Raw genomic sequence first — 20981 nt, 5'->3', positions numbered from 1 at the left:
GATTAAATAGGTAGTATTAAAATGCGGAAAAATTTCTATCATTTGATAGATGTGGCGTTTGGCAAGAAATAGATTAGGTTGCAGTTTTGAGTGGGGGATGGGTGTTTTTAAGATGATGGTGTTGTTCCTCTACTATAAAAATGTCTAAATCAACTCCCGTCTATCCCATCTTCTTGATCCCATCCTTCCCTAATTCCAAAGACCTCTCTCCTCATATAAAACCCTCTGGCAGTGGGAATGCTCCTGTGGGCGCTTCTGAGGAGCGGTTTGGGGAAGTGCTGAGGCATTATTTTGGCGATTGGGTAATGGCGCAGCAGGAGATGTTGCCTCCTGATCATGAGCGTCCTTACACCGCAGATTTTGTGATTGTGGAACCAAGTACTGGATTGCATGTAGACATTGAGGTAGACGAGTCACACTCTTTTGCTACAGGAGAGCCTACGCACTGTATTGGCGATGATGATTATCGAAATAAGTGTTTTTGGGAAGCGGGGTGGGTAGTCGTTAGGTTTGCGGAAGAGCAAGTTGCATCTCAACCTGAACGATGCTGTCGTTTTATTAATAACGTTATAGCAAAGGTTACTGGAAATACAGCGATTAGCAAACAGTTTGTAGATGTTCCTCCTGTTACTCCCATGAAGCAATGGAGTCGAAGGCAGGCGTCTGTGTTGAAAAAGAAGAAGTATCGTCAGGAGTATTTGTCAGTAACCAGTCAGTAGCGCAATGCTTCCGGTTCAACTTTACCGGAAGCATTGTGTTAATATATGTAGTTCAGACTGCGATTAGTGAGCGTGTTACTCAATTTTTGTTGTAGCGCTGCTACCATCTCTGCCTTCCGCAAATGCCTTATCTTTCCAGTCTCTTTGTCTCTCACTACATTTCTCCATCTAATTCCATTTTCTTGACATTTCTTCCGCAACTGCTCTGGAGTCATTTTGTTAAACTCTGCCTGTTCTTTAGGTTTTCTTAGTGGTTTAAGAAAACTTCTGAATTCAGTTAACTCGATGTGTTCCTCTACAACTGGTGACTCTAGCTTCACTGTGGAAGTTGTTTGTTGAGATATGGAATTGGTTGCAGTAGTTTCTAATTCTTCTTTCCTATCTAATACTTTCAACTCTTGGTTGTAGAGAATAACTTGGCATATTTCACAGTAGAGAATGAGCAAAGTAAAGCTGATAATCACTGCATGAAATACCGCCGTCAAAATATCTTGTGCGTTCATTTTATATCTCCGTTATCCCTGCCGCTGGCTTATAGGTGTAGCGATCGCCCTTTGGACGGCTCCCTCTGGGAGCATCGCCAGCATCAATCAATTCTTCTCATTCAAGCGTAGCTTACTTTGGTCAATTATCTGTCATTAATATATTTTTTATGAAGAAACAACCAGACATTTGTCTGGTTGGATATAGGAACATTTGTATTCACCACATTATGAGAGCGTAAGCTCTCTTCCCAGCGCCGCCATTCGGCGGACGACATGGGCTTCTCATCTAATTGAAACCATCTGAGCCTTGCGGAGGTAATGCTCCACCGCCGTTGGGAGAATTGCTCGTTGTTTGATGTTCAAAACTGCGTTGAAATCGCGATGCTAATGTAACTGGATCAAGCCTTGCTAGAAAGAGTATTTTCAAAGTAGTTCCTCCCGCAGTTTAAGCAGTCTGCGTTGGTTTATCCGTTCGCTGTATACCCCATCGGATGGGAGCGGTGGGGATGTGGCGATTGCATCGATTTTTCTTTCTGTATGCCCCTATTAGGGCAAGCTTTCTCGCAGTAATACGCGAAAGCCTGCTTGTTGAAAATGCTCATCAGCGGTTAGTGCCTCAGTAATCCCACGCTCTTGCATAACTATAAAAGAAATACAGTCCACTAGCCCCCATTCTTTATCAAGTCTTTGGCAATATAATTGGAACGCTTGTGTATAGAGTTGCTCCGATAAGGAAACAATTTCTACCTTGGAGTCTGTTTCTGTGAGCATTCAACAATACGACTGCTGCTCGACGATAGCGTTGTCTCGATAATGCGTTGCCAATTTCTAAAAGTACTGCCTGGGTGGTTACTAAGCGTGTTCCTGCTGCTTGTAGCAAATCAGCCAGTCGAACGGCATGAAGAATGGAAATCATCATTTTTCACAGACAAAGCGATTGCGTAAGAAGTGTCCAGAAAAACTTCAGTCCTCATCAGTCGTTTCTTCACCGTATAAATAGTGATCTAGTTTGACTGACCAGTCAGATGGTCCCTCTAGGTTCAGCGCGAGCGCTGTTTGCAAAAATGAATTCGTTTCTAGTTCATCAGTCTCTAAGGTTTCAATAATAATTTTGACGCGAGTATTTGCTGGTAGGGTAATTGGTTCAGCGGGATGGAAAACTTTGCCATCAAATACAGCTGCTATTTCTTTCATAGTTTTTCAAAGTAGCGCTTTCTCCCTAATTTTAACTAAACGGGCGGGAAGTCCCCCGCCCTTCGGGTATCTCCTGAGTCCCTGAGTCCTTACGGATACGCTGCTTTGTAAGCCCTGTGGAGGCTTATGCCAACACGTATCTCCTGCGGAGACGCTGCTTTGAACGGGACACCCACTCTCTCTTACAGTGATTATCATTTTTGTTAGCTATACACTTTATTCTCTGGAAGTCCCTAACGCTCTAAAACTCAAGCTTTGCGCTGCTATGCAACCACCTCAAATGTAATTGCCATTGCCGCCAGCTTTGTTGTATCAACACCACGAACTCCCGCCGGAAGTTGTACACCTTCCACATTAATAGCGCTACGAGTACCCGCATCCAGGTCATCAAGCAAACTATTTGTAACATCTAACACTTCATCAGGCACAGCAATGGGGGCACTGCGATTTTCAAGTCCTCTGGCTTTGGCAATTTCTTTCAATGCCTTTAGAGAAGTTCGCAGAGGTGTTGTACTGGCGATGATGAGTGCTTCTGAGACTCCTAAAGGATCACCAATAGTGAGTTTGAACGCATCACCAGACTGAGGAATCAATTGCTTTTGCCCAGCCTCTACCAATGCAGCATCTTTTGAAGCAGACCAATCATTGGGAAAGATAACCGTCATTTCTCCTTGGGCGTCAATTACCAAAATGCTGACGTAAAGTGGGCGAGACTCGTTATTTTGAATTTGAAAAGCAATCTGCGTTCCTAGTGGAATTTTGGGGACATTAGAGTCAAAAGGATTCACGGTTACTGCGGGTGCTGGTTTATTTGTCGTCCCTCCTGACACTTTGTTAACACCACGAATTGGGAAAGTTTCACCGAGAATTGTGTTTTTATCAGCGAGCGTCATTGATGCTGTCACCGCAATCCGCGATGTGTTAGTATTACCTAACATTTGTTTGACAATCCGGGCTGCCAGAAGTGACTTAAGCTTTGGTTGCAAGCGCTTCACCGCCTCACTCACGGTTTCTTTTGCCTTGCCAAAGGAACCAGGAAGGATCTGGTTTAGTCCTGGTAAAAATAAGCCAAAACTCCCCTCCTCTGGGAGGTTCGGCACTTTCTTCTTCTGTAATTCTTGATATCTTTCCTTGGTCACGCGACCAAAGATATATTGCACCTCAAGAGCCCCCAATGCTAAGGGTTCGATGCGCCCAATTGCCTGTAAAGCTTGTTTTGCTTGCTGGGTGGTACTATTGTCGAAGGAGTTATCCAAGCCAATCTTCAAAGTCAAATTGCTGGGGATGCTGCGGATGCGTTCCTGTAATAATGTTCCTGGCTGTAGTTTTCCCACCTGACGTTGAGTCGTTTGCAGTTTGCCATACCCGATTAATCCTTTACGATCATCTAGCTTTACCAAACCGCGTTCCCTACCTTGAGGGTCCAAAACTGTTAAAACAGCATCTTTTTTGAAACCTTCTAGGCTTTGTGAATCTATTCCACCTAGCCACAATTCTACAGAGTCACCACTGGCTTTAGTCACAACAGCCTCCGCAGGCACAGCAGAAAAGCGAGTGAAGTAGATACCTGTGTTAGTATTTGCTTTGTCCAGATTCGATTCCATTTCTGGATCTTGATAGTTGCCCGTCTGCCGAGCAAAGTTTTTCGTATTTCGACCAACATTGACGATCGCTCTATCAACAGGTTCATTGCTGCTTTGCTGCCAAAGATACTGAGTTAATGCAAAAGTAAATGCCCCCGCACTAAAGCCATTAAAAGGGACATCAGCAGCATACTGATCGCGTTGAGCAGCAGCGATGACAACTCCCTTAGCAACTGTTTTTCTGCGTTTTTGAATAAAATCTTGAGATGAAAGCCCCACTTGTCCTAGCAATTGACGCTGATACTCTAGTTCAATAGGACTTGGTTTAAGTTGGTTACCACCATCGCGCGATCGCACCCGGAAATTTCCCCGCGTACCACCCCCAGAATGACAGCTGTCTAGTACAACAGTAACATTTTCTGTTTTCAGCGCATACATAAGTAAAAACAGTGTGTGCCCCATAATGTCTTGCACTGTACCACCAGAAACAGGATATCCTGCTGGTAAAGGACTATCTATGGGAACAAAGGTGCTGTTGAGTCCATCTTGCGTGTCGCGATCTGGATCTACTACTCGCGAACCATGTCCTGAGAAATGAAACACCACCACATCCCCTGGTTTTGCTTGTTTAATCAGGTATTCGTTAAATGCTGTGAGAATATTTTGACGGGTCGGTTTTTGAGGAGTTTCATCTGTCAAGATGTGGATATCTTCTTTTTGAAAGCCAAAGCGGTGAATCAATAACTCTTTCTGCAACATTACATCATTGACACAACCTGCTAGAGGGTTCAAACCATTGCCAGCAGGATAGTTATTGATTCCTACCAGTAGCGCCAGTTTGCGTGGTGTACTTTGGGCAAGGACTTTGCCATACCGATTGCTTTGTTGGACAATATCTAATTGGCTTAAACCCAGTGTTGCTAAAGTTGAAGCTGAAAATTGGATAAATTGACGGCGTTTGATGTAAGACATAAAATTTTGTTTATATTTTGGCTGAAGTTGCTTTAAAGTATTATATTTCTAGGCTTTGTGAGGTTATGCAAAAATTGGTACTCAAAACCTCAGTTTTTCAACCTAGAAATTGAAATCAAATTATTAAGTTTATTCATTGGCTAAAAAATAATGTAGAGAACTTCCGATGTCAGGTCTCTAACAAATAATTCAAAAATGTTTTTCTATGAATTCAATAATATTGATAGCAACGTCAAGTTGTTAACCTACTGCATATCGAGTAAATTGGCGTTTAAAAGATGAATGAAATGCAATGACTATATCTGAAGGAGGTACACCCATCTCAACCAGTCGTTCTGCAACAGACTCTTCAGTACCGTTATATTGAATCCAAATTTTGCCGTCTTGAATGTCAAAGTGCATTACCGGACCAAATATCCGTTTATCTCCTTGCCAGCCAACATAAGCAAGTTGATAATGGTCATGTTCAGTGTCAAAAATTAATTCCGCTTTTACCGTACCCGTCGTAGTAGTGGCAATTTGGGCATGTTCGGTTAAAATTTGTTTAACAAATTGTCGATAGCGTTCTATGTTATCCATTGCAATATTTCCTCCTGTTTAGGATTGTAAATTATCAACTTGACTTGGTAGCGCCCGATGGCACGTTGGATGAAGGGAAGCTGAAAAAAATCTTGGTACGTTTCATCTGGGACGGCTAAGTAAACAATTCTGTCTGGTTCTTGTTCTTCGAGTGCTTGACAATAGTTGAGATATTGACCAAGTGCAGTATGGAAAGCGCTAATATCCGAGTCTCCAATAAAGCTTTTTATTTTGTTTTGAAATCAGGTATTTACAGTTGGAGAAAATGACAACGTTTGATGTAAGACATGATTTACTCCTGTTGATTTAATATTTTTTGTCATGTGTGGAAAAATAATAATTCTCCCAATCCGCTCATTTCCCCGATTAATCAGTTTCACCAATTAAAGTAAATGCAGCCCAATTTAACGGATTTTCATATTTTTTTTGTTGCATTGTTGTCAGCATTGCTTGTCGTAATGCAGTGGCTTTGTCAAGTTTTTGTTGCAGATTTTTATAAAATTCCGTCATCAGAAAGGATGTGGAATTATCATCAACCGACCACAAAGAGACGATGACACTCGGAACACCTGCGCTAATTAAGGAGCGAGATAAACCGATAACACCATCACCAGTAATTCTTCCACGTCCGGTGTTGCAAGCGCTGAGGACGACTAATTCTGCACGTATGGGCGAACCTTGTGGAGGTTCGGATAAATTCAGGATGTCTTCAGCAGTGAGTAAACCGTCATCTTTACCAGAAGGTGCAAGTGCGATCGCACTTCCCAATCCTCGGTTATCATCAAGTAACCCGTGAGTTGCTAGATGAATGATTCGTGCCTGAGTCATTTTTTGAACAACCGCCGCTTTAGTTGCTTGATTACCTGTGATGGGTTGGGTTTTCAACAGTGAGGCAATGTCTTTGGCTTCTTTTTCTGCCCAAGGTAAATTTTTTAATTGTTGCGCGGGTTTACCTGGTTCTAGTATTACCTTGGGCATGGTAGGATTGCCTACAATCAAGGTCTGTTGTGAGGCTAAATTGGGTTTCTGTTGTAGTCGTTGCTTGCGTGTTAAATCCAACACCTGAATCGATGGTGCGGTGAGGATAGTGTGTTTTTCAATTAGGTATTTGCCTTTGTCATCTTGCAGGGCTGGGAAAGGAATGAGGAATAAGGAATTTTGGGGGATGAAGATAACACGTTCGCTCTCTTTACTGGGAAGAAGGTCGGCAATAGGTTCAATTAACAGTTTGTGGAGTTGCTGTAATCGTTGGATTTGAGTAGACTTATCGACTGTGGCAACTACATTAATAGCATCACGTCCTCTAGCATCAATGATACCAATAGATTTACGACTGTTGATAACTAAATCTGCAAGAGTTGTATTCTCTTTCTGCCACAAGGATTTAAGGTCAGCTTTACGGAAGGTAACTTCTCCTGTGGGCTTGATGACCCAAATATATATTTCGGAGTCAACAATTGAATATTCAACAAGTGTTGCATTTTGGATTTTGGCAATTTGTTTAATTTGCTGGATGGATGGTAAATCAGCAATTGGCTCCCCATCTTTCGGATTGGCTCCCTCTAATTGACTAAATAATGGTGCTGTGTTTGGATTAACGACATAGCTTACTAGTCCTTGGTAAATACTTTCGGGTTTCAATGACCTAAGCAACGAATCTAAGAAGATACGAGTACGTCCCTGTTCAGAAATTTCTAAAGCAGCCTCGTATTTTTTCTGAGCAATCAGAACTTGTTGCAGAACTGGGTAAGTAGGATATTGTTCTTTATCAAAAAAAGAGACGAGTTCGCTGTCAGAAAACTCTCTTCTCATAATTAACTGACCGGAACGTCTTTGCTCTTCCAGTTTTTGAACATTTTGGCGAAGAAAAAACTCTGCTTCTTGTGGTTTGCCGGATTTGAGAAGGGCAAGTCCGAGATGATATAGAGATATAGCTTCTCCTTTATCTATATAGCCTGAAATTATTTCCTGACGATAAATTTTCAATTGCTGCTGATAGAACTGAATCGCTTCCGTGTAGTTTTCTAGCGCATCATAGGCTAGACCTGTTTTTTCCAAAATATCCTCTTCGATTCTATTATCACATCTCATTCTATACTGCTGACAAATTCTCAATGCTTGATGCCAAGACTCTATAGCTTCTTTATTTTTACGTGTTTGATATTGCTTAATTCCTTGCTTATAGAGTCGCTCGACTGTTGCTGATAAAATCCTCGCTGGGAACTCACTCACCGCCGTATCAAGACTACCATTCAGAAGTAAATATATTTTTTCTACCTGTTTCCATGAGTTGAATGCAGATTCCTGTTGACAGGCTTGGTAGTGCTTCACTCCTTGCTCATAGAGTAAATCGGCTTTTGTTTTTAGGGTATGACTCTGGCTTTCAATTGTTTGAAAATTCTGTTGTATGTATTTCTCACTTTTCCTGTCTTTTATTCCCTTGGCTACTACTAAAGCATGTTGAAAAGATATAGTAGCTGAATTATATTCTCCCATAGCAATATAATTATTTGCCAGACCTATCAGAGCTTGTAAATTCCCCTGATAATCCCCAATTTCCCAAGAAATTGATAGTGCTTTTTGAAAAGGCTGTATAGCAGTCTTAAACTGTTTTTTTTGATACAATTCATTTCCTTGCTGCAAAAATCCTTTAGCATCTGCTCTGAGAGCATATGCTCTCTCTGAAGATACTTTTGGTATATTTTGAAGTATCCCACTCTTAAACCAAAAGTGTTGCTGAAATTTTTCCGAAAAATTGCGACGAGTTAAGGGGATATTAGGTTGTGGATTGATAGCTAAATACTGCTGATAATACTCTACTGTTTTAGTACAATTGCCTAGAGTAGTGTAAGCGATGCCTAAGTTAACTAAAGTTTCTATTTCTCCAGGAATATTTTTTATCTCTCGATAAAAAGTTAATGCCTTTTGAAAAGACTGTATGGCAGGTTGTAATTCATCTTCATCGTACTGTTTTTGGCCTTGCTGCAACAGTTTATCTGCTTGGGCTTTCCGTTCATTTGTCGTTTGCGCCAATACTTGCGACACTTGGAATAGGGCTGGTAAATTGGCAGTCAGTGGCACTACTGGAATCGTCAAAATAAGGGTGACAAATGCAGTTAAACTGATATTTCGATAACGCGTGGATGTCATTTGCAGGTAGGAGTGTCCATATAGGAGAGGGGAGTTTAACGAGATATATATCTCGTCTACCGGGGGATATGCAAATTAAACTTATTTGTAGATGAGGCGCAAAGTGAGGTATTCTCTCCAGTTCCCCACCACACTCTCGTTAACGTCCCCTTCGCACCGCCTGAACTGCTGCATCAGCGTTAACCAGTCCCTTACCAAAGAAGTACTGCTTATCCGTAACTGAGGAAGGCACTAAGCCTTTATTACGCTGCAAACGATATAGCTGTGCATCTTTATCTGAGATAATTAACCCTTGGTAACTCGCTGTTGATTGTAGAATATTGACCAAGCGCTTGCGACTCAACCGCCTTTTTGGGTCTTCCCCTTTCATCAACGCCACAACTCCCGCGACTGCTGGAGAAGAGAACGAAGTCCCCTGCACCCACCAATATTTCCCTCTAGGGTCAAGTACAGAAGACCAAGCAGAAGTGGGATTTGGTATACCCTGCCAGAAAGCATCAAGCCAAGTGCCGCCTGTTGTAGGAATCCCACCCAATAATCCTGGTGAATCCAACTCTCCTCCCGGTGCAACAACCGCTAATCCCTTGCCGTAGTTACTATAGGATGCGCGATGACCCAAAAGATTGGTTGCGCCAACTGAAACAACTCCGGGATGGGCAGCAGGAAACGATATCAGTCTTGAGTTATCATTTCCCGCAGAAGCAACAATCACTAGCTTGGGGTTAGCCTGAAGGACTTCGGCGATTTGTTCTTCTTCCGCCTGAATGGGCAACCTTGCACCCAAGCTAATATTGATGATATCTGCGCCACGAGCAGCAGCGTAACCAATGGCTTCTATGTAGGCAGAGGGGACAAAACTACCATTCAGCCCCATGACTCGTACAGGTAAAATTTGAGCGTTGGGAGCGACACCCACCAATCCTTGACCATTTTGAGGTTTAGCAGCAATGACACCACTCACCCAAGTACCGTGAAATTCACTGCCTACCTCATAAGTACGAAGCATATAACGTACAACACTCGCAACTTCCTCTACAGAGTACTCTGGGTGTGCTTGCTTCACCTGATATGCTTGTAGGAGATATTGCTGGAGCAATTGGGCATCAGATAGTTGGAAGGTATCTTGAAATTTTGTTCTGAGAATGGCGAGTTCTGAGGGAGCAATGCGAGTATCAGCATCACCAATGTCGCAGGGGTTCGTAATGTTGCTGCTAGTATCAGCGGAAAAATCCCAGCCGTGGACTTCTCCTGGACATTTGTCGGCAGCTTTCACAGTGTACAGACTACCTGCCAAGTCGGGATGATCCCACTGAATTAGGCTGTCTATAACTGCCACAACGACCCCGCGCCCACCATTGCTACGTTTCCAGGCATCTGTGATACGCATATCTGTGCGGGGTATGGCAGATTTTTTTGCCACAGTCTTTTGTTGCAGACAGGTTTGCAGTGAGTTCCAGTTAGATATCTGCTGTCGCAGACACTGTTTTAGCGGTACGCTGGATAGATGCCACGCCAGCCCTAGCAAATCTGTTTTTGGAGAGATGGCTCTGGTAGATGGAACGTCAGTTTTCTCATTAGTCACGTTGTAAAATGACTTTTGGTTTGTCAGGCTCGCAGCAAGTTTTACAACCTGTTCTTGATTGAGTTCAGAAAGAGATTGGATGAAGTTGGGTGCAGCAGAACTCACCCCCTTGATTTCGTTGAGCTGGTTGGCAATGTTGAGGACTTTTGTCCCAGAAGCATCGGTGGACTTGACTAGATAGCGGTTGGTATTGAAGCGCAGCTGACGCACGATTTCTAGATTTTTTTGCTGCAAAATTGCTTGCTTTTGGCTATCCGAGAGTTGTGAATCAAAACTGATGATTATTTCGTTGGGCAGAACTATCGTTTCGGTGCGTTCGCTTCGACTTAATACTGGTAAGGTAGTTTGGACAAAAGGTTGCTGCTGGATACGCTGCTGAACAGCACCACTAGCACCGCGAACTGCAGAAGGCAAAGTCACCAGAGCATATTTCTCGCCCAAAGGGCTGACTTCAACTTTAGCACCTGGTCCACGAACACCGCCTTGTAAAGCTTGCTGGAGTTGCAGGTAAAGCGGTTGAGAAGTACGGTTACGAGTTGGGGCTACTTTTTTAAAGGCAACAGCGATCGCATCTTGCCGTTGGGTTAGGGGTATGCGTTGTCCTTTATAAAGGTAAAATAGACTACTATTATCTTGGTTCTGAGCTAATCTAGTTGCTTGTACTGGTGGTGAAGAAATACCCGTCATTGAAAACATACTACCAGCCAGTAAAATACACAGATAGATGGGTTTTCTCATGTTTTTCACTATTGTTAGAGCTGTTTAACCATTTATCCTTCGTATATTTCTCAGCATCTGGTGGTTATGCAGTTTTCTCTCAAAATTCATGAGTGTGAACTACTATCCCTCTTCTGTCACTCTGCTTCGCCAATCAAGGTAAATGCAGCCCAATTCAACGGTTCAGGATACTTTTGCTTGGTAGTTAACATTGCATTGCGTAATGCAGTAGCTTTGTCAAGCTTTTGTTGCAGATTTTTATAAAATTCCGTCATCAGAAAGGCTGTTGACTCATCGTTTACAGACCACAGGGAAACGATCACACTGGGGACACCTGCGGAAATTAAAGAACGCGATAAGCCGATCACACCATCACCTACAATTCTTCCACTTCCAGTGTTGCAGGCGCTTAAAACAACCAAATCTGCATTGAGTCGTAAATTCAGGATTTCATCAGCAGTGAGTAAACCATTACTTCCTTCCTGTGCTTCTTGGGGGTTAGGGGCTAGAACAATAGCACTTCCCAATCCTCTGCTATCATCAAGTAACCCATGAGTTGCTAGATGAATGAGTCGTGCTTGAGACATCTTCTGGACAATCGTTGCTTTAGTTGCTTGATTGCCTGTTATGGCTTGAGTTTTCAACAGTGAGGCAATATCTTTTGCTTCCTTTTCTGCCCACCGCAAAGGTATGAGTTGTTGAGGAGGTTTACCTGGTTCTACCACTACCTTTGGCATAGTGGGATTACCTACAACCAAGTTTTGTGAAGTGGCGTTGCGCGTCTCTACACGTTGTTTGCGTGTTAAATCTAATACTTGAATTGATGGTGCAGTCAGGATAGTATGTTTTTCGATTAAATATTTGTTGTTAGCATCTTGTAGTGCAGGGAAGGGAACGAGGAACAAAGATTCTTGTGGAATGAAGATGATGCGATTGCTTGGATTGGTAGGCAGAACATCTGCAATAGGCTTGATTAACAGTTCATGCAGATGCTTTAATTGGTCTGGTGCTTTGGGAGTACTAGAATCTCCGCTCACTAAAATGCCCCCAGCGGCACGTCCTCTAGCATCAATAACACCAATAGATTTACGGCTACTAGTGACAAATTTTTCTAGAGTTGTATTCTCTTTCTGTAAAAGAGGTTTTAAATCACTCTTACGAAAGGTAACTTCACCAGTGGGTTGGGTGACCCAAATATAGAGTTCTGATTCTTTATTTTTTTGTTTACCATTTATTGTAGAATCATCAGTAATAATCGAATATTCGACGAGAGTAGAGTTTTCTTTCTTGGCAATTTGTTTAATTTCCTCAAGAGTAGGAGGAGTGATTTTGAGTTGTTCTTGTTGATTAGGAGATAAGCGTTTGGTGATTAATTCCACAAAAGCCCGTGCCCTGCCTCGTTCAGCAATTTCTAATGCAGCATCGGGTTTATTTTGAGCGATTAGGACTTGTTGCAGTAGGCGATAGGTACGAGTTTGTTTTTCAAAGATTGAGACTTTATTTGTATCATCTAATTTAGTTCGCAGATTTTCCCAAACTTCAATGGCAGCGCGGAGATTTTTTTCGGCTTCAGGAAATTTGCTTGATTTGTACAGAGCATATCCTAAGCTGTTGAGTGCATTCCCTTCGGCTTCTTTATCTTCTTGTTGTTGTGCTTTGGCTAAACTCTGCTGGTAAAAGTCAATGGCTTTGTTGATGTCACCAAGAGTGAGGTAAACATTTCCTAAGCCAGATAGTGCTTCGATGGGTTTGAGTTCTAATGCTTCTTTATAATATTGAGTTGCTTTATTAGCATCTCCCGAAGCGAGGTAAATACTTGCCAGATTGACTTGAGCTTCAGCAATACCAGAGGAGTTTTTAATTCCTTCGTCAATGGCTAATGCTTGGAAGTAGTCTTTAATAGCCTCATTATATTTACCTTGGTAATTGTAAATATTACCGCGTCCTCGGAGAATGTTTGCTTTACTTTGAGAGTTTTCTTGTAGGAGAAGTTTTAAAGCTTCGTTGTATTTGTTAATTGCGGTTTCATAGTCAGCTAGGGTGTTGTAAACATTGCCGAGATTTGAGAGGTTTTTGACTTGGAGTTGTGGGTAATTAAATTTTTGGGCAATGGTGGATGCTTGGGTGTAGGATTTAATGGCGTTGGTGTAGTCGCCAAGGCAATAGTAAGCGTTGCCGAGTTTTTCGAGGATGACTGCTTGGTTTTCGTTGTCGGAGATTTCTTGGTAAAGTTTTAGGGCTTTTTGCCAGGGGTCAAATGCTTGGGCGCAGTTGGGGGCGTAAAATTGTAGATCACGTAGGCGATCGGCTTCAGCTTTTGGAGAAAAGGCGATTTTTTCGTCTAATTTCAGCACAGCTAGTTGTTTACCAGAGATGTTCCACACCCTTGTAGTCCCATCATCAGATGCGGTAACTATGCGCTGTCCATCAGGAGTGAAACTAGCATTTGTAACCTTGCCTTGATGTCCTTTGAGTTCTGCTAGTAACTTACCCGAAGTATCCCACACGCGAGCAGTTTGGTCATCAGATGCAGTAACGATCAGCTTACCATCTTGACTAAAATTGGCGCTTTCAATACTTCCCTGATGCCCTTTAAGTTCAATTAACAACTTACCAGACAAATCCCACACACGAGCAATACCGTAAAAAGATATGGAAACAATTTGTTTTCCGTCTGGACTAAAGCTGGGAGTGTCAATGCCATCGTGGTATGCTTCAAATTCAGCCAAAAGATTACCCGACAAATCCCATACGCGAACACTACCACCATATGAGCTGGTAATGATATGCTTTCCATCAGGACTAAAGCTGGCTGCTTGGTCTCCTTGAAAATCCTTCAAAACTTTCCCTGATAAGTCCCACATACGAGTAGCGTCAGTACCACTGGTAGCAATCCGCTGTCCGTCAGGACTAAAAGTGGCTTTTAACACGAGCATGTCATATCCTTTAAGTATTGCTAGTTGTTTGCCAAAGGTATCCCACACACGGACGGTTTTATCCCACGATGAAGTAACAATCTTTTTGCTATCTGGGCTAAAGTTAGCGCTTATTATCTGACGCTCATGACCTTTTAGTTCTGTTAAGAATTTACCTGATAAATCCCAAACGCGTGCGATGCCGTGACTGGATGTGGTAACAATTCGCTGTCCATCAGGGCTAAAATTTGCATCGCCTAACCATTCTTGATTAACTTTTAGTTCTGTTATTAATTTGCCAGACAAATCCCAAATACGAGCATTACCATCAGCAGTGAGAATCCACTTTCCATCAGGACTAAAACTGGCTTTCTGGACTCCGCGTTGATTTTCTTGGAAATCTGCTAGCAGTTTTCCGGAGATATCCCATATACGGGCACTTCCATTATCAGAACTAGCGACAATTAGTTTTCCATCTGGGCTAAAACTTGCACTCCTTACAGGAGAAGAAAATCTTTGGAGTTCTGCCAAAAGCTTGCCAGAAGTATCCCATAAACGAACAGAATCAGTGGATGCAGTAACAATTAGCTTGTTATCAGGGCTAAAACTCGCATCGCTAACCTCATCAATATGTCCTTTAAGTTCTGTTAAAAACTTGCCGGAGGTATTCCACACACGGGCAGTTTTATCTCCAGATGCAGTAACAATCAGCTTGCTATCCGGGCTAAAACTCGCACTATTGACAGCGCCTTGATGTCCTTTTAATTCTGCTAGCAACTTGCCAGAAATGTCCCAAACACGGGCAACATTATCATAGGATGTTGTCACAACAAGTTTGCTGTCTGGGCTAAAGTTAGCTTTTATAAGTTCTTTACTCTCCTTGAGTTTAGCTAGTAATTTTCCAGACAAATCCCACACAAAAGCTGTTCCATCTTCATTGGATTCAGTAACAATCAGCTTACTATCAGGACTAAAATTGGCATTACTAATTCCTTTATGTCCTTTAAGTTCGGTTAGCTGGTTACTAGATAAATCCCAAAGCCGAGCAACATCATCAAATGATGTAGTGATGATTCGTTGTCCATCTGGGCTAAAACTACCGGTTCTATATCCTTTCAATTCAACTAATAGCTTGCCAGACAAATCCCACACACGGATAATCCCGTCAAAGGATGCGGCGATAATTAATTGTCTATTTGGACTAAAACTAACAGTTCTATATCCTTTCAATTCAACTAATAGCTTGCCAGACAAATCCCACACACGGACAATCCCCTCAGAAGATAGGCTGAGAATATGCTTACTATCAGGACTAAAACTGCTTTCACTTAAAGCAAACGGAGATTCGGGCTTGATTTCAACTTCTCCTTGGTATATATCTGGGACTCCAGCTAAATTCAGTTGATTTAATAGTTTTTGTGATACATACCAAACACGGGCACTACCATCAGCAGATACACTAAGGATATTTTTTCCATTTGGACTAAAACTGGCATTAAGCAAGTATTTGTCATGCCCTGCAAGTGTTGCTAATTCTTTACCTGATATGTCCCACACACGGACGGTTTTGTCATCAGATGAAGTAACAATCAGTTTTCCATCTGAGCTAAATTCAGCACTATTAACGCCTTCCTGATGTCCTTTGAATGTTGCTAGCTGTTTGCCAGACAAATCCCACAACTGGGCAGTATTGTCGCTAGATGTGGTAATAATAAATTTTCCATCTGGGCTAAAATTAGCATCATTAACCACAATCCGAGCATTATCTTTGAGTGAAACTAGAAGCTTTCCAGATGTATTCCAAATATTGGTAACACCGACGGATGTTGTTAATATCATCTTTCCGTCTGGGCTAAAACTGGCTTTATCAACAATCTCCTCAAGTCCTTTGAATTCTGCTAGTTGCTTCCCAGACAAATTCCACAAACGACTGGTTCCATCAGCTGCTCTAGTCAGAATTAATTGCCCGTCAGGACTAAAACTAGCCCTATTGGGTCCCTCTTTATGTCCTTTAAGTTCTACTAGCAATTTGCCAGAAGTTGTATCCCATACTCGTGCCGTTTTATCCGCAGATGCAGTGACAATTCGATTTCCATCTCGGTTCCAACTAGCACTGTATACATCGTCGCTATGTCCGCGTAGTTCTACTAATGACTTACCAGAAGTATCCCATATACGAGCAGTTTTATCAGCAGATGTAGTGACAATACGCCTGCCATCAGAGCTAAAACTGGCACTATACACCCGATTTTCATGCCCCTGTAGCAAAGTAACCTTTTTGTTTGATAAATTCCACAAACGGGCAATGCTATCGTCAGATACTGTGACTACCTGTTTGCCATCTGGACTAAAACTTGCATTTTTAACTCCACTCTGAAGTGATCGCAATTCAGTTACCAATGTAGTTTTAACATCCCACACTCGCACTGTGCCATCATTCGATGCCGTAAGTATCCACTTCCCATCGACGCTAAACTTGGCACTATTAACCCCACCAGTATGCTGTTGCAGTTTCCCAATTAATTTCCCTGACGATTCCCACACTAACGCAGTAAAATCAATCGACGCAGTAACAATCTGCTTGCCATCAGGACTAAAACTCGCACTGTACAGACTGTCTTTATGCCCAACTAATTCTGCTAACTGTTTGCCGGACAAATCCCACACCCGCGCCGTCTTATCATCTGACGCAGTAACAATCCGCTTCTCATCGGGGCTAAAACTCCCACTCCAAACCGTGTCTGTATGCCCCTTCAATTCCGCCAATAATTTCCCCGACGTATCCCATACCCGCGCTGTTTTATCCGCCGATGCACTCACAATTTGCTTACCATCCGGACTAAAACTCGCACTATAAACACTACCACTGTGTGCCTTAATTTCCGCCAATTGCTTGCCCGAAATATCCCACACGGACTGTTCCATCCGCACCCGCCGTTACAATTTGCTTCCCATCCGGACTAAAGCTGGCGCAGTAAACATTCCCTTGATGCCCCTTCAATTGGGCTAACTGCTTACCTGAAGTATCCCACATACGGGCAGTACTGTCAAAAGATGCAGTGACAATTAGCTTCCCATCCGGACTAAAATTCGCTGTTCTGACGTTTGCCGAGTGTCCCACCAATTCTGCCAACTGTTTACCCGAAAAATCCCAAACCCGTGCAGTTGTATCTGCACCAGCCGTTACAATCAATTTGCCATCTGAACTAAAACTGGCGCTGTTGACACTACCCTCATGCCCTTTAAGTTGCTTCTCTTGTGCAAAGGAATCAATAAAACTTCCTGACACAGGAGATTTCGCAGCAGAATTTTGGTTTAATTTCTGCTCGTTCGATGTTTGTGCTGACACCTGTGGTAGCAAGAAAAATACTGAAAAATTCTGCGGAAAGGTCGGTGCAAATGTAGCCAGAAAAGTACTTAAAGCAATTAAAATAACTTTGCAATAATTCATAGATATTTCATCAACTTCTCTGGCTCTACGACAAACCAATCAGTGTGAAAGCAGCCCAATCTCGGGGATTAGGGTATTTTTTCATAGTTTCTAGCATCGCATAACGCAAGGCAGCTGCCTTGTCAGGATTTTCACGTAGTTTTTGATAAAATTCTATCATTAACAACACAGTTGGCATATCTGATACACACCACAGAGAACCAATGACACTGGGAACCCCTGCAGCAAAGAAAGAGCGAGACAACCCAATCACACCATCTCCAGTGATTCTACCTAAAGCTGTATCACCAGAACTGAGGACAACGAGATCCGCTTTCAAATTCAAATTCAGAATTTCTTCAGAAGTCAGCCAGCCGTCATCTTGATTAGAAGAAGTCAGCGCCAGTGCGCCTGGTATATCCTTTCCCTGAAATTTATTCAATCCTTGTGTTGCTAAGTGAATTATCTTGGCTTGAGACATACGCTGCACAACAGCGGTTTCAGTGGCTGCATCGCCTGTGAGTGCTTGGGTATTGAAAAGCTGTGCTATAGCTTTTGCTTCCTGTTCTGCACCAGGTAATTGCTGTAGTTTCTGGGATGGTTTTCCAGGTTGCGGTGGTACACTGGGCATAGTAGGATTACCTACTATCAAGACATCCTTGACTACCCCAATGACACGTTGCTGTCGCTGATAGAGTAAATCCAACGCTTGAATCGAGGGAGCAGTACTAATGGTATGTTTCTCAATGAGGTATTTGCCCTTTGCATCTTGCAGTGCAGCGAAGGGAACCAAGAATAATTGACCCTGGGGAATAAAAATAACGTGTTCGTTCGGTTGAGTTGGCAAAAAATCTGCGATTGGTTCAATTAATAGTTGATATAGTTTTTGTAATTGTTCTTTTGAACTAGTCAAAGAGCCTGACTCGACTACCCCTTTTACCTTATTTATCCCCTTAAGACCGTTGCTTGTGACACCAAGTAACTGGTGATTTTTAGCAATTAAATTACTTAAAGATGTATTTTCTTTTTGCTGCATAGCTTTAAGGTCAATGTTACGAAAAGAAACTTCACCTGTTGGGTTAATCACCCAAAGATATAATTCTGATTCACGAGGTTGCTGTTGACCATTAACGTCAATTTTCTCTGTAATAATTGAATATTCAACTAGTGTGGCATTTTGTTGTTTAGCAATTTGTTTAATCTTGGTAATCGATGGTGGAACGGAAGCCATTGATGCATTTGTTGCTAATCCCTGTCTTGTTAATAAATTCACAAATGCACGCGAACGACTACGTTCAGCAACCTCTAACGCCGCTTCAGGTTTATTTTGGGCAATTAAAGCTTTTTGTAATTGTTGATCAGCTGGTGCTTGATTTTCAAAAGTTGTTAATTTATCAGCATCTGAAGTTTGTGCTAATTTATGAGAGTTTTTCAGAAGTGATAGTGATTGATTATTTGCATTGACATGGTTTCCTGACATTGAGACAGTAGCTAATATAATAAAAATAGTCGATGTCAGTTTAGGAATTGACGGAAAAAAGGTATATTTTGGAGTTTTCATGTTTGTGGCATCAGTAAATGGAATGATTTCTAGGAAATGTATGTCTCAACATCTTGCACTTATGCAGTTTTTTTCCTTCTCAATCTAGAATGGGCAACGATAAAGTCGATATGCGAAAATTTCGCTGACGCTTCAGTATAAAAGAAACCGGGTTTGTAAAAAAAACTTCGACAAACCCAGTTGCTGCATAAGTCATAGGAATTATGCGATACGCTTTAGCTAGCCTCTATCTTCTGAATTGCGTTATTCGCGTTTTGGGCTAAATCTGGCTTTCCTTCTTTTTTATACAGTGCGGATGCTTTTTGTAAATCAGCGATCGCTCCCTGCTTATCTTTTAACAAATAGTTGGTAAAACCTCGGAAATAGTAGGCATGGGCAATATCGGGAGTAATTTCTAAGGCTTTGTCTAAATCTGCCTTGGCTGCTTGATATTCTTCCAAGAAGAAACTAGCAACTCCTCTGCCAACGTGGGCATAAGCATTGTTAGGTTCAATTTTCAAAACTTGGTTAAAATATTCTATTGCTCCGTGATAATCTTTCTTGTCAAAGCGCTCAAAGCCTCGTTCTAAGTATGCTTTGGCATCATTAGTCTTTTCATCCTGAGAGTTGGGAAGTGGTGCTGTTACTTGTGATATAAATATTTGCCGAGTATTGGACAAACTTTTGGCATGAGCTTTGGGGCTGATAGCGATTGTTCCTAATGCAAGGATGACTACTGCCAACTTTAATCCCTTCATTTTTGTGTCCCCTAGAATACTAAATTTTGCAAATTCTTTTACGTTCAGCAGAACTCAGCAAACTGTTCAAGTGCAGAGGTTTGCTTGCTCACATATACATATCTCTGAACTTTTGGGGGTTATGCAAAAATTAGCCGGGACATATGCGTAAAGTAATATTAAGAGTGAAGAACTAAATACCTGCGTTCATCAGAATTGCCTTAAGCGCTGAAGAAGACCAAACGTTGTACGCGCTTAGTACTGCTAACGAGGTACTCAGATGCACAAAGTTGGGAGCGATCAAAAGTGCAATTGAATGCGAACGGGTGGAGTCTACCAATGAAACGAATTGCTAATAATAGCTATAACTCTTGCTATATAACGCTTTCACCCAAAGTTCTGTTTGATTTTTTCAACTTTTTTGGCGCTGGATACGAAAAATCTCTTTTTCATGTCCATTGAAACATTTGATGGACAGAGATTTCAGTATTTTTAGTTTTTCTATGGGGTGACATTTTGCCCGTTTTGGCATGGTATCCTCTATCTCATCTGTGGGGGTTATCCGTAGAATGAAAAGCGATAAGCCGGAGGCTTGACGCTACGCGTATCGCACTCATTAGTTCTAACTAACCCGACGCGGAAAACGTAGAGGATTATTGCATAAGGTTGCTAGCTCTAGAAATAGATACCTCTGGGTAGCTATAGTTCATCTCGTTAGGGAGTTAAAGCAGGTGTCTCGACAATTGTTAAAACCAAAGCTCCTCGGTAACAAAACTACTAGATGGATGTCATTGTCAATGGCGATCGCCATTGTAATAAGTGTGGTTGGGAGCATTCCAGGGTCAGTCGTCGGACAAGCTCTACCGCTCTCAACAGAACAACAAGCATCCCTAATGGAAGCCGAAAGGCTAAAGCAACAGATAATGCAGTTGTACAAAGAAGGTAAATACGATGCTGCTATTCTCGTAGCAAAGCGTTTGTTGGCAATTTCTGAGAAAGTACTGGGTAAGGAACATCCTGATGTCGCCACCACTCTCAACAATTTAGCTTTACTGTATAAAGAACAGGGGAGTTATCAACAAGTAGAACCGTTATATCAACGTTCTTTAGCAATTTCTGAGAAAGTACTGGGTAAAGAACATCCTCTTGTCGCCACCATCCTCAACAATTTGGCAGAACTGTATCAAGTACAAGGGAACTATCAACAAGCAGAACCGTTATATCAACGCTCTTTAGCAATTCGAGAAAAAGCACTGGGCAAGGAACATCCTCTTGTCGCCAATAGCCTCAACAATTTGGCTTCATTGTACTATGACCAGGGGAGCTATCAACAAGCAGAACCGTTGTATCAACGCTCTTTAGCAATTCAAGAAAAAGT

At 42.1% G+C, this 20981-nt stretch carries 15 protein-coding genes; 2 read left to right on the top strand and 13 right to left on the bottom strand.

Annotated features, from left to right (window positions below; genetic code table 11):
- Positions 1–140: 140 nt before the first annotated feature.
- Positions 141–719 (top strand): hypothetical protein, encoded by a 579-nt coding sequence (locus tag V5G28_RS14115; RefSeq protein ID WP_336230605.1) that lies wholly within the window; start codon positions 141–143, stop codon positions 717–719.
- Between the two features lie 38 nt (positions 720–757).
- Here the strand turns inward: V5G28_RS14115 and V5G28_RS14110 are convergent, their stop codons facing one another.
- The 13 genes from V5G28_RS14110 to V5G28_RS14050 all read right to left on the bottom strand — a co-directional run bounded on the left by V5G28_RS14110 (position 758) and on the right by V5G28_RS14050 (position 19624).
- Positions 758–1222 (bottom strand): hypothetical protein, encoded by a 465-nt coding sequence (locus V5G28_RS14110; RefSeq protein WP_336230603.1) that lies wholly within the window; start codon positions 1220–1222, stop codon positions 758–760.
- A gap of 268 nt (positions 1223–1490) precedes the next feature.
- Positions 1491–1631 carry a hypothetical protein gene (locus tag V5G28_RS14105; RefSeq protein ID WP_336230601.1) on the bottom strand — a complete coding sequence of 47 codons (141 nt, stop codon included), beginning with the start codon at positions 1629–1631 and terminating at the stop codon, positions 1491–1493.
- 252 nt (positions 1632–1883) lie between these two features.
- Positions 1884–2123 carry a hypothetical protein gene (locus V5G28_RS14100; RefSeq protein ID WP_336230599.1) on the bottom strand — a complete coding sequence of 80 codons (240 nt, stop codon included), beginning with the start codon at positions 2121–2123 and terminating at the stop codon, positions 1884–1886.
- A gap of 44 nt (positions 2124–2167) precedes the next feature.
- A complete protein-coding gene (locus V5G28_RS14095) occupies positions 2168–2398 on the bottom strand; it encodes an antitoxin AF2212-like protein (RefSeq protein ID WP_336230597.1) in 231 nt (76 codons plus the stop codon).
- A gap of 263 nt (positions 2399–2661) precedes the next feature.
- Positions 2662–4953, bottom strand: a complete 2292-nt coding sequence (locus V5G28_RS14090) for a caspase family protein (RefSeq protein ID WP_336230595.1) — start codon at positions 4951–4953, stop codon at positions 2662–2664.
- A gap of 240 nt (positions 4954–5193) precedes the next feature.
- Positions 5194–5532 (bottom strand): XisI protein, encoded by a 339-nt coding sequence (locus tag V5G28_RS14085; RefSeq protein WP_336230593.1) that lies wholly within the window; start codon positions 5530–5532, stop codon positions 5194–5196.
- Positions 5520–5750: an element excision factor XisH family protein gene (locus tag V5G28_RS14080; protein ID WP_336230811.1), complete on the bottom strand. Its 231-nt coding sequence runs from the start codon at positions 5748–5750 to the stop codon at positions 5520–5522. The genes V5G28_RS14085 and V5G28_RS14080 overlap by 13 nt, the downstream gene beginning before the upstream one ends.
- A gap of 148 nt (positions 5751–5898) precedes the next feature.
- Positions 5899–8682, bottom strand: coding sequence for a CHAT domain-containing protein (locus V5G28_RS14075; protein WP_336230592.1), 2784 nt, complete (start codon positions 8680–8682; stop codon positions 5899–5901).
- A gap of 139 nt (positions 8683–8821) precedes the next feature.
- Positions 8822–11002 (bottom strand): S8 family serine peptidase, encoded by a 2181-nt coding sequence (locus V5G28_RS14070; RefSeq protein WP_336230591.1) that lies wholly within the window; start codon positions 11000–11002, stop codon positions 8822–8824.
- A gap of 116 nt (positions 11003–11118) precedes the next feature.
- Positions 11119–16821 carry a CHAT domain-containing protein gene (locus V5G28_RS14065; RefSeq protein ID WP_336230589.1) on the bottom strand — a complete coding sequence of 1901 codons (5703 nt, stop codon included), beginning with the start codon at positions 16819–16821 and terminating at the stop codon, positions 11119–11121.
- Positions 16772–17347, bottom strand: a complete 576-nt coding sequence (locus V5G28_RS14060) for a WD40 repeat domain-containing protein (protein ID WP_336230587.1) — start codon at positions 17345–17347, stop codon at positions 16772–16774. The genes V5G28_RS14065 and V5G28_RS14060 overlap by 50 nt, the downstream gene beginning before the upstream one ends.
- Before the next feature lie 25 nt (positions 17348–17372).
- Positions 17373–18806 carry a CHAT domain-containing protein gene (locus V5G28_RS14055; RefSeq protein WP_336230586.1) on the bottom strand — a complete coding sequence of 478 codons (1434 nt, stop codon included), beginning with the start codon at positions 18804–18806 and terminating at the stop codon, positions 17373–17375.
- 296 nt (positions 18807–19102) lie between these two features.
- Positions 19103–19624, bottom strand: coding sequence for a tetratricopeptide repeat protein (locus V5G28_RS14050; RefSeq protein ID WP_336230584.1), 522 nt, complete (start codon positions 19622–19624; stop codon positions 19103–19105).
- A gap of 710 nt (positions 19625–20334) precedes the next feature.
- Here V5G28_RS14050 and V5G28_RS14045 point away from each other — a divergent pair.
- Positions 20335–20981 (top strand): tetratricopeptide repeat protein (locus V5G28_RS14045; protein ID WP_336230581.1); only part of this gene is annotated, 647 nt, incomplete at its 3' end.

Origin of the sequence: Scytonema sp. PRP1, from assembly GCF_036697665.2 — a bacterium.
GTDB classification, from domain to species: domain Bacteria; phylum Cyanobacteriota; class Cyanobacteriia; order Cyanobacteriales; family Nostocaceae; genus Kalymmatonema; species Kalymmatonema gypsitolerans.
The sequence above is the reverse complement of the archived record's forward strand: the minus strand, read 5'-3'. Positions and strand labels throughout refer to the sequence as shown.